This window comes from Sphingomonas folli (genome assembly GCF_019429525.1).
Classification (GTDB): domain Bacteria; phylum Pseudomonadota; class Alphaproteobacteria; order Sphingomonadales; family Sphingomonadaceae; genus Sphingomonas; species Sphingomonas folii.
On the sequence record NZ_JAHXZL010000014.1, the window covers coordinates 97,742 to 110,251 of the forward strand.

Sequence of the window (12,510 nt, forward strand, 5' to 3'; positions counted from 1 at the left end):
CCTACCGTTGCGCGCGCGCAACGGCGCCTCGTCGCGATCGGCCAACGCCTCGCCAGGGCGGCAGGATTTCGGAGGAACCGACGATTCCGTGTTGCATGGCGGGGGTGCGCCGGCTAAGGGCGGCGCTCCCCGGCGATGCCGGGGAAGCGGGCGGGGCTGTAGCTCAGATGGGAGAGCGCTGCAATCGCACTGCAGAGGTCAGGGGTTCGATTCCCCTCAGCTCCACCACCCGCCCGATCACCTTCCCGCGCCCCCGCCGATGCCTCTCCCGCGGGAGCTCCCATGACCGATCCTGACATCGACGCGACGCTGCCGCCCGCGATACCCGCGGCGACGCTGATCGTGTTCCGCGACCGCGCCGGCCTGCCGCCCGAGCTGCTGCTCGTCGAGCGCTCGCCCCGCCTCGCCTTCGCGCCCGGCGCCACCGTCTTCCCCGGCGGCCGGATCGATCCCGGCGACGCGGCGCTCGCCGCGACGCTCGGCCCCGCGGCTCCCGCGGACGCCGCCGCGCGCCTCGCCGCGATGCGCGAGACGATCGAGGAGACCGGCGTCGCGATCGGCCTCGCCGACCCGACGTGCGGCGACGCGATCCGCGCCGCGCTCGGGCGGGGCACGGCGCTCGGCGACGCGCTGGACGGCGCGGCGCTCGACCTCGACCTGCTGGTGCCCTTCGCGCACTGGCGCCCGGGCGAACGCCACGCGCGGGTGTTCGACACGCGCTTCTATCTCGCGCGACTGCCTGCCGGCGCGCCGCCCGCGCGGGTCGACTCGACCGAGAACGTGCGGCTCGACTGGGCCGGCGCGCGCGACACGCTCGACGCGGCCGCGCGGGGCGAGCGCACGCTGATCTTCCCGACCCGGCGCAACCTCGAGCGGCTGGCGCAGTTTGCCAGCTACGACGAGGCGGTGGCGCACGCGCGCGCCACGCCGCTGCGGCGGATCACGCCGTGGATCGAGCGGCGCGACGGAGTCGACCACCTCTGCATCCCCGACGATCTCGGCTATCCGGTCACCGCCGAGCCGGTGGCGCGCGCGCGGCGCGGCTGAGCGCGGGCGCGCGCCTGCTGCGCGGCACGCGGCGCGCGCTCGCGACGGCGCTGGTGCTGACGGCGCTCGCCGCGGCGGCGCTGCTGGCGTGGAGCTACCTGCGCGGGCGCCCCCAGGACCTGCCCTGGGCGCCGCTCGACCTCGGCCAGCCGGTCGGCCTGTTCACCGGGCGCAAGCTCGCCGCGCTGGCCGACGCGCCCGCGCGCTGCGCGGTGCTGCTCGCCCAGGCGGGCGTGCGCTACGAAGCGGTGCCGGCGCGGCGCCCGCCTGAGTCGCGGTGCGGCTATGATTCGGCGGTACGGCTCGAGGACGGGGGCGCGCGGCGGATCGCGCTCGCGCCCGCCAGCGTCGCGGTCGCCTGCCCCGTCGCCGCGGCGCTGGCGGTGTGGGAGTGGGACGTGGTCGCGCCCGCGGCGCAGCGCCATCTCGGCGCGCGGGTCAGCCGGATCGAGCATCTCGGCAGCTATTCCTGCCGGCGCCTGTACGGGCGCAGCGGCGGCGGCTGGAGCGAGCATGCCACCGCCAACGCGCTCGACGTCGCGGGCTTCCGGCTCGACGACGGCACTCGAGTCAGCGTGCTGCGCGACTGGCGCGGCGACGGCGCCAAGGCGGCGTTCCTCCGCGACGTGCGCGACGGCGCCTGCACGGTGTTCGCCACCGTACTCTCGCCGGACTATAATGCGGCGCACCGCGATCACCTCCACCTCGACCAGGCCGCGCGCGGCGCGACGGGCTGGCGCGCGTGCCGGTGAAGCAGGCGACCGATGCTCCAGGCGGGGATGAACCTATGGGGGGAACGGGCCGACGGCACCGATCGGCGCCGCTCCCTCCGCTCACGATCCGCCTCGACGCGCGCGGCTGGGACTCGCGCGAGGCGATGTGGCGCGCCTTGCTCGACGCGCTCGGCGCGCCCGCGTGGCACGGCGACAGCCTCGACGCATTGTACGACTCGATGGTCGCGGCGCTCAACCGCGTGCGCCCGCCGGTCGTGGTGGAGATCGTGGGCGCGGCGTCCTGCCCGGCCGCGCTGGTGGCCTATCTGACGCGCGTGCGCGAGGTCTTCGCCGACGCGTCCGCCGCGCTGGGCGAGCGGGTGGAGCTGCGCGTCACGCCCGCGCGGCCGCGCCCCCCGACGCGACCGGCACGGTAGCGCGGCTCAGTTCGGCAGCGCGGTGACGTCGACCTTCTCGACCCAGGCCGGGAAGAACGCGGGCTGGCGCGAGGACCAGCCCGAGGCGGTCGCCGCCGCCTCGCTGATCGACTGGAGCAGCGCGCGGCGCAGTTCCGGGTGGAGATGCGGCATCGCCGCGGCGGCGCAGAAGGCCGAGGGCAGCCACGGCCGCACCTGCGCGCCGACCAGCCGCTCGTAAAGGAAGCGATAGGCCGAGAAGGTGGTGATCCGCCCCTGCCCCAGGTCGAAGGCGGAGAGCGTGATCAGCGGCGCGAGCAGCTGCTCGGCGGCCTCGAGCCCGCTGTCGTCGGGCACCAGCGCGCGGATCGCGGGCAGGCGACGGTAATGATGCGCCTGCGCGCGGATGCTCGCCGCCTCGACGACGTCGCGCGACCAACGGGTCATCGCGTCGTCCCGGTCGAGCCCGACGTCGAGGCTGCGCCGCACGTAGCGCTGCGTCGCCGCCGCGAACCCGGCGAACTCCTTCATCTCGGCCAATGTCATCGCGCCCTCGGCCGGCTTCCTTCTGGCACCCATGATCCGTACCCCGCCCCAGCGTTTCAACCGGGAGGATCATGCGCGAAAAGGGTTAACGCAGCCCTTAACGCGCGTGCCTCCCGGCTGTCATCAATCCATCACGATCCCTGCCGCACCGCAACATGGATGCGACCAGCGGTTGTATCATGGTGGAAAACACGAGGGCGGCGCGGCTTTTGAGCAACATTCGATCGGGTGCCGTGGTTACCCGGATCGGCGGCAGCGACCAGGCGCATGCGGCGAGCCACGTCGTAGAACCTGGTCCAGGCCCGAAGCCACATGGGACGCGCTCCTATCTCGAACGAGCGCTATCCCGCCTCGGCCCAGCCCTGGCCGGAGTCATGCTGCGGTGGGAGAGGCGACCAAGCCTCTCTGTCGTCAGGCGTCGCGCTGGCGTTCCGCCTCCTCGGCCTCGTCATAGCCGGACGAGGGCGCCGGATCGTCGCGCCCCGGCTGGGTCGCCGAGACCGGGTCCGAGGCGTCCATCGACTCGTCCAATCCCTGGTCGACCTTGGCGTCCGCGCTGTCGGGGTGCTTCTGCAACCTCTTCTCGATCGAGCGGTCCTGACCGGCGTCCTGGCGCGGGTCCTTCGAACCACCGGCGTTGCCGGCGTCGGGCGCCACCGAGAGGCTGTCGAGCGCGCGGTCGTCGATCGGGCTCTGGTCGGTCATGTCTCTCTCCTGCGATGCTGGCAACAGTCTGATACGTCCAACGCCGCGCCACCGGCGCGCGTTCCTGCGCGATCAATCCGCCAGCCGCTCGACGCGGACGGTCTGCGTCCACAGGTTGGCGGTGCCGAACACGGTCATGAAGGCGATGTCGGTGGCGTCGCGCCCGACCGTCACCACCGCCATCTCGTCGGCGCGTGCCATGCCGGTGGCGTCGACCAGGTGCCAGCTGCCGTCGAGCCACAGTTCGGCCACCGCGTGGAAGTCGGGCGGGTCGACGCCGGGGGCATAGACGGCGACGCAGCGCGCAGGGATCTCCACCGCGCGGGCCATCGCGACGAGCAGATGCGCATAGTCGCGGCACACGCCCCTCCCCTGCGCGAAGGTCTCCATCGCGGTGGTGCGCGAGTCGGTGTCGCTGCCGTCGTAGCGGAGATGGCCGCGCACGAAGTCGGCGAGCGCGAGCGCCAGCGCGCCACCGCTCAGCCCGGCGAAGCGACGGCGGACGAGATGCTCGAATCGGTCCGACTCGCAGTAGCGGCTCGGCAGCAGGTAGGGGATGGTCGTCGCCGGCAGCGCGGTGACCGGCGTGGCCGGCAGCGCGGCGAGGTCGAGCGTGGCGCGGTCGACCGCGACCACGGCCTCGTAGCGCGCCACCAGCCGACCCTCGCCGCGCGCCCAGCAGCGTTGCCCCACCCCCTCCTCGCCCGCGACCGCGCGGATCGGATGGTTCGACTCGATCATCAGCGACTGACGCTCCAGCCGCTGCGCGGGGAGCGCCGCCGCCTCGATCTGGAGCAGCACGTCAGCGGGCTCGGGAAATCCGTAGTCGAGCAGGACGTGGATCGAGAGGCGCATGCACGGGTCTCCGGTCCGCTACCGCGAACCCGCAAGAGAGAAGGGGCCCGGCGGTCACCCGCCGAGCCCCTCCGTAACGCCGCCGATCGCCGATCGGCTACGCGGCTCAGTCGCGATTGCCGCCGAACAGCCGCAGGATGAAGAGGAACATGTTGATGAAGTCGAGGTAGAGGCTCAGCGCCGACATCACCACCGCCTTGCCGACCATCTCGGGGCCATAACCCGCGACCTGGAAGTACAGGCTCTTGGTGCGCTGCGTGTCATAAGCGGTGAGGCCCGCGAACAGCAGCACGCCGACGATCGAGATCACCAGGCCGAGCGGGCCCGAGTTCACGAACAGGTTGATCAGGCTGGCGACGATGAGGCCGACGAGGCCGATGATCAGGAACGCGCCGAACGCCGACAGGTCACGCTTGGTGGTGTAGCCGTAGAGGCTCAGCGCGGCGAAGCCCGCCGCGGTCGCGGCGAACGCCTGGGCGATCGCGACCGGCGAGTAGACGAAAAAGATCGACGATAGCGAAAGGCCCATCGCCACCGCGAAGCCCCAGAACATCGCCTTGAGCGTCGACGTGGAGAACTTGCCCTGACCGAAGCTCATCGCGAAGACGAAGCCGAGCGGCAGCAGCGCGATCACCCAGCGCAGCGGTGACTGGAACGCGGCCTGGGCATAGCCCGATAGCGCGAACGCCAGCGCGACCATGCCGGTGAGCAGCACGCCCGAGGCCATGTAATTGTAGACGGACAGCATGTACGACCGCAGCCCGGCGTCGAACGCCGCGTCGCGGGTGCCCGAAGCGGTTCCGCCGAACGCGGCGGCGGAGGGCCGGGGATCGGACCAGTTGGCCATTGTCTCAAAACTCCTTCGGCCGGCACTCATGCCGGTTGCCACGAATATCGCCGCGCGTCGTTTCCTTTTCAAGGAAGGTGCTCCCCGTTCCGACGACAGCAACCGTTCGTTACAGAGATTTCATGCACCGCCTGTTCGTCGCCCTGCGCCCGCCCCCCACGATCCGCGCCACGCTGCTCGCCGCCGCGGGCGAGGGCGTCGCGGGGGCGCGGTGGCAGGACGACGAGCAGCTCCACCTCACGCTGCGCTTCGTCGGCGAGGTCGAGCGCACCCAGGCGGAGGACGTCGCCGCCGCGCTCGCGGGCGTCGCCGCGCCGGCGCCGACGGTGCGGGTGGCGGGGGTCGGCGCCTTCGACCAGCGCGGGCGCGTCGACACGCTCTGGGCGCGGGTGGTGCCCGCGGAGCCGCTCGCCGCGCTCCACCGCAAGGTCGACCAGGCGCTGACCCGCGCCGCGGTGGCACCCGATCAGCGCCGCTACCTCCCGCACATCACGCTGGCGCGGCTGGCGCGGCGCGGCGCCGACCCGGCGGCGGTGGCGCGCTGGACCGAGGCCCATGCCGCGCTCACTACCCCCGACTTTCGGCTCGAGCACCTGCTGCTCTACGAGAGCCACCTCACCGCCGCGGGCGCGCGCTACGAGGCGGTGGCGCGCTGGCCGCTGGCTCCCGGTTAGAAGTCGAGCGTCAGCGATGCGGTCACCGTCCGCGCCGTGCCGAGGAAGGCCGAGCCCCCGTCCGCCCCGGCGAGATAGCGCTCGTCGGTCAGGTTGGTGCCCTGGACCGTGAACGACACCCCCCTGAGCTGCTCCGACACCGCCCCCAGGTCGGCGCCGACATAGCCGCTCAGCAGCGTGAAGCTGCCCGCCACCGCCTCGCCCCGCGTGTCGATGTTGCGGTCGCCGACGAACTTCGCGGCGACACCGGCCTTCACCACGGCGCGCTTATAGTCGGCCGACAGCACCCACATGTCGCGCGGCGAGTTGATCACCTGCCGCCCCGGCGTGACCCCGACGTCGGCGTCCTGCGCGGGGTTGCCGGTGCCGAGATAGGTCGCGTGATTGTAGGTGTAGCTGCTCGACAGCGTCAGCGGCGGCAGCACGCGATAGGCCAGCGCCGCCTCGACGCCGCGGCTCTTCACGCCGCCGACGTTGAGGTACACGCTCGACTGTTCCTCGAGATAGTCGATGCCGGTGACCAGGTTCGAGGTGATCGAGACGATCTGGTTCTTGAAGCGGATGTCGTAGCCGGTCAGCGACGCCTGCACCCGGCCGGTGCTGTAGCGCGCGCCGACCTCGACGTTGTTCGCCGTCTCGGGGCGCAGGTTGCGGATCGCCGCGGCGGGCTGGCCCAGCGGGCCGTTGCCGATCGCGGCGAAGTTCTGCGAGTATCCCGCGAACAGCTCCAGCCCGTTGAGCGGCGCGGCATAGGTGACGCCGGCGTTGATCAGCGGGTCCGACTGCGAGTGGATCGCGGTCGCGCTGCGCGCGCCGAGCAGCTCGGTGCGGCTCTGGTCGAGGAAGAACTGCTTGACGCCGAACCGCGCGGTGACGGGGCCGTAGGTCAGCGCGTCCTCGGCATAATACATCACCTCGTCGGTGCCATAGTCGGTGCTGAACTGGACGTAATAGGGGTTGTCGTCGAAGGCCGGACCGACCAGCGCGTTCGTCACCTTGTGCCAGTCGCGCAACTGATTGGCGCGATCGTGCTCGAACCAGAAGCCGATCCGCAGCTGGTTCTGCACGACCCCGAAGTCATGCTGCCAGTCGACGTCCGCGGTCGTGCCGAAGCGATCGTTCTTATAATGGGTGTGCCGGTAGGACATCACCGGGGTAGCGTTCGCGGCATAGCAGGCGGGCGACGACTCGGCGGGCACGCCGGTTGTGCCGGTGCAGCCGGCGATCTGGGTCGCGGCCGCGCCGGTCGGCGTGACGAAGAAGACCTTGCCGATCGAGTCCCCGCCGCGCACGGGTGCCGCGTCGCTCAGCTCGCTCTCGGGCTGGCCCACGCCGTCGTCCCGCACGTCCACGATATAGGGCGGCGCGAAGTCGCCGCGGCCGCGCATGCGGTGGTAATAGCCGGCGAGCTGGAGCTTGACCTCGCCCAGCTCGGTGCGCGCCTTCAGATAGCCGAACAGGTTCTTGCGCAGCGCGCGCGAGGTCGGGCGATAGGCTTGGTCGACATAGGGCAGCCCGGTCCAGCGATCGGTGTAGGCGTCGTGGTTCGGGTCGCGCGCGAACTGCGCGGGCGAGACCGACCCGAACTCCGATTCGTCGGCATCGTCGTAGGAACCGAAGGCGGTGAGATCGACGGTACCGGCGCGGCCGAGCAGCTTGGCGTCGACATGGTCGCGCGTCGTCTCGCCCGAGCCGCCGATCCAGTCGCGCACGCGCGAGCTGGAGGCGCTGACATAGGCGCGGGTGTCGGGGGCGAACTCACCGGTGTCGCCGCGGACGTAGAATTTGCGCGCGCTATAATCGCCGCCCGCGGCCGAGGCGCGCAGCCGCGCCTCGCGCAGCGGGTCCGAGGTCACATAGTCGAGCGTCGCGCCCAGCGCCTCGTTCGAGCGCGACGAGATGTCGGCGGTGCCCTGCGAGACCCGCACCGTCTCGAGATCGAGCACGTCGATGTAGCGGTTGGCGCGCGAGCCGCCGCCGTAGCCCGAGCCGCCGTTGGGCAGGCCGTCGATGGTCGAGCCGATCTGCTGCCCGCCCCCGCCGCCGCTGTTGAAGCCGCGGATGCTGATCGAGGTCGCCCAGTCGGACGAGCCGAAGGCGTCGCCCTCCGAGACAAAGACGCCGGGCAGCTCGTTGATCACGTCGTTGACGCTGGCGAGCGCCGACTGCCGCTCGATCATCGGCGCGGTGACGCGGGTGTTGGCGAAGGCTGTCGCCTGTCCGGTGACGACGATGTCGTCGTCGCGCGACGGTCCGGCGGTGCCCGCATCGGCCCCGGCCGGCGCGGTCTGCGCACCGGCGTGAGTCGTCACCGCCGCGATCGCGAGGATCGCCGCGCCCATCATCCACTTCGTCACTGTCGGTCTCCCTGAGCGGACCGCGTGCCGCCGCGGTCTCGTCGTCGCGGCGCTCTCGCCGAGCGCGATGACGCGCGTGTGACATGATGTGGCTTTTCGTTCGTTTATGTGGTTTGTGCCGATGGCGCGCCGGCCCGGCACTCGCCGCGCGCGCGGGGAGGAAGCGCGTGACGCAGTTCGACCGGATCGCCCGACTCGTCGCGCTGCTCGAGCGACAGGGATCCTGTGCGATCACGGAGCTGGCGACTCATTTCGCGGTCTCCGAGGAGACCATCCGCCGCGACGTGCGCCTCCTCGAGGCCGAGGGACGCGCCTTCAAGGTGCACGGCGGCGTGACGCTGCCCGACGGGCGGCGCGAGACACCGGTCCTGGTGCGGATGCGCGAGCAGGCCGAGGCGAAGCGTGCGGTGGCGCACCGCGCCGCCAGCCTGATCGAGGACGGCATGACGGTCCTGATCGACTCGGGCACCACCTCGTGCTGGTTGGCGCGGGCGCTCACCGGCTTCAGCCGGCTCACCGTGGTCACCAACAGCCTGGAGGTCGCGGGCGCGCTGCTGAACCAGGCCGGCGTGCGCGTGCACCTCGCCGGCGGCGCGCTCAACGCCGACTATCGCGCCGCCTTCGACCGCGAGGCGGTGCGCTACGCGCGCGGCTTCGCGCCGGACGCGACGATCCTGTCGATGGGCGCGATCGACGCCGCGCGCGGCTTCCTCGACTTCGACCCGGACGAGGCCGGCTTCAAGCGCGCGCTGCTCGACGTCGCGCGCCGGGTCGTCGTGGTCGCGGACTCATCCAAGTTCGTGCGCGCCGGTACCATCCACGTCGCCGACTTTGCCCAAGTCGCCGATCTCGTCGCGGACGGCGCCATACCCGACCCGATCGTCACCGCCGCGGCGCGCGCCGGCACCCGCCTGCACCGCGCCTGAGCGCGCGCCTCACTCCTGCGCGCTGACCTGCACCTCGACCTCGAGGCACTCGCGCCCCTCCCCCAGCCGCGAGCCCGCGACCGGCGACGAGCCGGTCGCGTCGAGCGCCACCGCGACGCGGACGTGATGCTCCTCGGGCGACTCGCCCAGCGTGGGGTCGAAGCCGACCCAGCCGAGATCGTCCACCCAGGCCTCGGCCCAGCCGTGCGGCGTGGCACTGCGGCCGTCCTGCAGATCGCAATAGCCGGTGACGTAGCGCGCGGGCACCGCCAGCGCGCGCGCCGCGGCGACGAACAGCTGCGCGAGGTCGCGCGGCGTCGCGGTCGCGCGCGCGAAGGCGTCCGCGGCCGCCAGGCTCGGGTCGGGGCGCTCGACCGCGACCGCGAACCGCTCGTGGAGCGCGCGGTTGAGCGCGTGCAGCGCCCCGATCGGTGCGGCGTCGCCCACCGCCGCGCGGGCGAAATCCTCGATCGCGGCGTCGGCCACGGTGGTCGGCGTCGCGCGCAGGTAGAGCGCCGGCGGCAGCGGCTCGAACGTGCCGTGGAGCACCCCGCGCGACGTGCTCGTCACCACCTCGCCCGACACCGCGATCTCGATCCCGTCGAGTGGCCCCTCGGCGTAGAGCATCGTGGTGCGATTGCCGAAGCCGTCGCGATGCTCGCGCAGCCGCGCGTCGCAGTCCACCGCGATATGCCATTCCGCCACGGTCTGGTCGTGGCTGTTGCGCGGCGTCATCCGCAGCAGCTGGACGATCCGCGCCTGCGGGGCGGTGAAGCGATAGCTCGTGCGATGTTCGATCGAGAGGCGCATCAGGCGAACTTGAACTGCCGGCCGATCGCGACGTGCAAATGCGCGTTCTCGGCGATCACGGCCTGGAGATGCTGGTGCAGCCCGGCGGCGATCACGTCGCCGGTGCGGGTGCGCGCGATCCGCGCCTGGCGGGTGCGCGCCATGCGATCGGCCTCCCCCTGGGTCCCGCTCGACCGCGCCAGCCCGGTGAGCGCGGTGACGGTCTCCTCCGTCGCGGCGGCGACGCTGCGCGGCAGCTCGCCGCGGCTGAGCAGCAGGTCGATCACGTTGGCCGGCGCCAGCCCGTCGCTGTAGAGCCAGCGATAGGCGGTCACCGCCGAGACGGTCTGGAGGATCGTGGTCCACTGGTCGCGGTCGACCGTGCCGCCGACCGACTCGCCCGCGGGCAGCAGCAGGTGGTATTTCACGTCGAGCAGCCGCGCGGTGTTGTCGGTCCGCTCCACCGCCTGGCCGAGCCGGATGAACAGCGTGGTCTGGTTGCGCAGCATGCGATGCACCGCGCCCTCGAAACCGCGCGTCTCCGCCTTGACCGAATCGACCAGCGCCAGCGTCGTGCCGGGGTCGAGCCGCGCGACCCGCTGGTCGAACAGCAGCCAGGCGCCGTTGATCGCCTGCCACGCCTCGCGGCTCAGCGCGGTGCGGACCGCGCGCGCGTTGTCGCGCGCCATGCCGACGCAGCGCAGGATCGAGCCGCGGTGGCCCGCGTCGGCCAGCAGGAAGCGCGCCACCTCCTCACGGGTCAGCTCGCCGCCAGCCGCGGTGAAGGCGGGCTCGGTCTCGGTCACCGCCAGCGCCGAGCGCCACGCGTCCTCCCCCGCGGGGCGGGTGGAGAGGACGTCGAGCCGCAGCGTCGCCTCCACCAGCCGCGCGACGAAGTCGGCGCGCTCGACGTAGCGGCCGAGCCAGTAGAGCGAGGCGGCGGTGCGGCTGAGCATCAGGCACCCCCCAGCGTCTGGCTCATGCCGCCGAGCGTCTGCGTCATGCCGACCGACGCCTGGGTCCCCATCGTCTGGGACATGGCCGGCGCGCCGGGCATCAGCACGAAACTGTCCTTGGTGCCGCCGCCCTGCGACGAGTTGACCACCAGCGAGCCCTCGCGCAGCGCGACGCGGGTGAGCCCGCCCGGCACCACCTGCACCCCGCGCGCGCCGCTCAGGACGAACGGGCGGAAGTCGACGTGGCGCGGCGCGACCCCCTGCTCCACCAAGGTGGGCACCGTGGAGAGCGCCAGGGTCGGCTGCGCGATATAGCGGTGCGGCTCGGCCACCAGCGCGGCGCGGAAACGCTCGATCTCTGCCGTGGAGGCGGTCGGGCCGACCAGCATGCCGTAGCCGCCCGAGCCGTCGACCAGCTTGACCACCAGCTCGTCGAGATGGTCGAGCACGTAGCGCAGTGCCGCGGGCTCGCGGCAGCGCCATGTCTCGACGATCGGCAGCTTGGCCTCCCCGCCCGAGTAGAAGCGCACGATCTCGGGCATGTAGCTGTAGATCGCCTTGTCGTCGGCGATGCCGTTGCCGGGCGCGTTGATGATCGCGACGTTGCCCGCGGCATAAGCGGCGATCAGCCCGGGCACGCCGAGCAGCGACTCGGGACGGAACACCAGAGGGTCGAGGAAATCGTCGTCGACGCGGCGGTAGATCACGTCCACCTTCACCCGACCCGCGATCGTGCGCATGTAGACGAGGTCGTCGTCGACGACGAGGTCGGCCGCCTCGACCAGCTCGATCCCCATCGAGTCGGCGAGGAAGCTGTGCTCGTAATAGGCCGAGTTATAATGGCCCGGCGTCAGCAGCACGCAGTTGGGATGCTGCCCGCTGCCGCGCGGCGCCACCGACTTCATCGTCTCGAGCAGCATGTCGGGGTAGCTGTCGACCGCGGCGACTCGGAACTTGGCGAACAGCTCCGGGCACAGCCGCACCATCGCCTCGCGATTCTCGAGCATGTAGCTCACCCCCGAGGGCGTCCGCGCATTGTCCTCCAGCACGTAGAACTGGTCGGGCCCGGTGCGCACCAGGTCGATCCCGCAGATATGCGCCCAGACGTCGTGCGGCGGGCGGATCCCCGCGATCTCGGGGCGGAACTGCGGGTTGCCGAGGATCAGGTCGGCGGGCAGCACGCCCTCCTTCAGAATGCGGCGCTCGCCGTAGATGTCGACGAGGAAGGCGTTGATCGCCTCGACTCGCTGCACCAGCCCCTCGGAGAGCCGCGCCCACTCGTCGGCGAGGAAGACGCGCGGGACGATGTCGAACGGGATGATGCGCTCGCTCGCCTCGCTCTCGCCGTAGACCGCGAAGGTGATGCCGAGCTGGCGGAAGGTGACCTCGGCGGAGCGCTGGCGGCGACGCAGCTCGTCGGACGGCGTCTCGTCGAGCCAGCGACACAGGTCCGCCAGCTCGGGGCGGGCACCGTCGCGATCGGCCGCCCCCATGATCTCGTCGAACGCCGCTATCCCCATCGACCCCCGTCAACTCATGAGCGAAGAATTCGACCCATGCTGGCGAAGTTGGTTGCGGTGCACAAGCGGTCAGCGCGATTTTCGATCGACATGTGTCGCGCTCGTTCGAGCGCGGGAGCCCAGTGCCGCGGGCGACGTCCTACGCGACGCTGGGTTCCG

General features: G+C 71.9%; 13 protein-coding genes and 1 tRNA gene. 6 read left to right on the forward strand and 8 right to left on the reverse strand.

Features of this window, described 5'->3' with window-relative positions:
• Positions 1-152 precede the first annotated feature (152 nt).
• From KZ813_RS18815 to KZ813_RS18830, 4 genes are all read left to right on the forward strand, one after another.
• Positions 153-228 (forward strand) — tRNA-Ala (locus tag KZ813_RS18815).
• 54 nt (positions 229-282) lie between these two features.
• Positions 283-1,047, forward strand: coding sequence for an NUDIX hydrolase (locus KZ813_RS18820; protein WP_219756527.1), 765 nt, complete (start codon positions 283-285; stop codon positions 1,045-1,047).
• 17 nt (positions 1,048-1,064) lie between these two features.
• On the forward strand, positions 1,065-1,799 hold the full coding sequence (locus KZ813_RS18825; protein ID WP_219756580.1) for an extensin-like domain-containing protein: 735 nt from the start codon (positions 1,065-1,067) through the stop codon (positions 1,797-1,799).
• Positions 1,800-1,834: 35 nt separating this feature from the next.
• The gene (locus KZ813_RS18830; protein ID WP_219756528.1) at positions 1,835-2,197 is read left to right on the forward strand and encodes a barstar family protein; all 363 of its coding nucleotides are present in this window, start codon (positions 1,835-1,837) and stop codon (positions 2,195-2,197) included.
• A gap of 6 nt (positions 2,198-2,203) precedes the next feature.
• On the opposite strand, the gene KZ813_RS18835 is transcribed toward KZ813_RS18830, so the two are convergent.
• From KZ813_RS18835 to KZ813_RS18850, 4 genes are all read right to left on the reverse strand, one after another.
• Positions 2,204-2,755 carry a hypothetical protein gene (locus tag KZ813_RS18835; protein ID WP_183929301.1) on the reverse strand — a complete coding sequence of 184 codons (552 nt, stop codon included), beginning with the start codon at positions 2,753-2,755 and terminating at the stop codon, positions 2,204-2,206.
• A gap of 378 nt (positions 2,756-3,133) precedes the next feature.
• Complete coding sequence (locus tag KZ813_RS18840) at positions 3,134-3,427, reverse strand: hypothetical protein (RefSeq protein WP_219756529.1); 294 nt, start codon at positions 3,425-3,427, stop codon at positions 3,134-3,136.
• Between the two features lie 72 nt (positions 3,428-3,499).
• Entirely contained in the window at positions 3,500-4,282 is a 783-nt protein-coding gene (locus KZ813_RS18845; protein ID WP_219756530.1) for a transglutaminase-like domain-containing protein, read from the reverse strand.
• A gap of 106 nt (positions 4,283-4,388) precedes the next feature.
• A complete protein-coding gene (locus KZ813_RS18850) occupies positions 4,389-5,129 on the reverse strand; it encodes a Bax inhibitor-1/YccA family protein (RefSeq protein WP_219756531.1) in 741 nt (246 codons plus the stop codon).
• A 122-nt stretch (positions 5,130-5,251) separates the two neighbouring features.
• Between KZ813_RS18850 and thpR the strand changes: the two genes are divergently transcribed.
• Positions 5,252-5,803: an RNA 2',3'-cyclic phosphodiesterase gene (thpR, locus tag KZ813_RS18855; protein ID WP_219756532.1), complete on the forward strand. Its 552-nt coding sequence runs from the start codon at positions 5,252-5,254 to the stop codon at positions 5,801-5,803.
• On the opposite strand, the gene KZ813_RS18860 is transcribed toward thpR, so the two are convergent.
• A complete protein-coding gene (locus KZ813_RS18860; protein WP_219756533.1) occupies positions 5,800-8,160 on the reverse strand; it encodes a TonB-dependent receptor domain-containing protein in 2,361 nt (786 codons plus the stop codon). The genes thpR and KZ813_RS18860 overlap by 4 nt on opposite strands.
• Positions 8,161-8,327: 167 nt before the next feature.
• Between KZ813_RS18860 and KZ813_RS18865 the strand changes: the two genes are divergently transcribed.
• A complete protein-coding gene (locus KZ813_RS18865) occupies positions 8,328-9,086 on the forward strand; it encodes a DeoR/GlpR family DNA-binding transcription regulator (RefSeq protein WP_219756534.1) in 759 nt (252 codons plus the stop codon).
• 9 nt (positions 9,087-9,095) lie between these two features.
• Here the strand turns inward: KZ813_RS18865 and KZ813_RS18870 are convergent, their stop codons facing one another.
• The 3 genes from KZ813_RS18870 to KZ813_RS18880 are packed head-to-tail and all read right to left on the reverse strand — an operon-like array spanning position 9,096 to position 12,351.
• The gene (locus tag KZ813_RS18870) at positions 9,096-9,896 is read right to left on the reverse strand and encodes a transglutaminase N-terminal domain-containing protein (protein WP_219756535.1); all 801 of its coding nucleotides are present in this window, start codon (positions 9,894-9,896) and stop codon (positions 9,096-9,098) included.
• Positions 9,896-10,831 carry an alpha-E domain-containing protein gene (locus tag KZ813_RS18875; RefSeq protein WP_219756536.1) on the reverse strand — a complete coding sequence of 312 codons (936 nt, stop codon included), beginning with the start codon at positions 10,829-10,831 and terminating at the stop codon, positions 9,896-9,898. The genes KZ813_RS18870 and KZ813_RS18875 overlap by 1 nt, the downstream gene beginning before the upstream one ends.
• Positions 10,831-12,351 (reverse strand): circularly permuted type 2 ATP-grasp protein, encoded by a 1,521-nt coding sequence (locus KZ813_RS18880; protein WP_219756537.1) that lies wholly within the window; start codon positions 12,349-12,351, stop codon positions 10,831-10,833. Before KZ813_RS18880 ends, KZ813_RS18875 begins: the two co-directional genes overlap by 1 nt.
• Between the last annotated feature and the right edge of the window lie 159 nt (positions 12,352-12,510).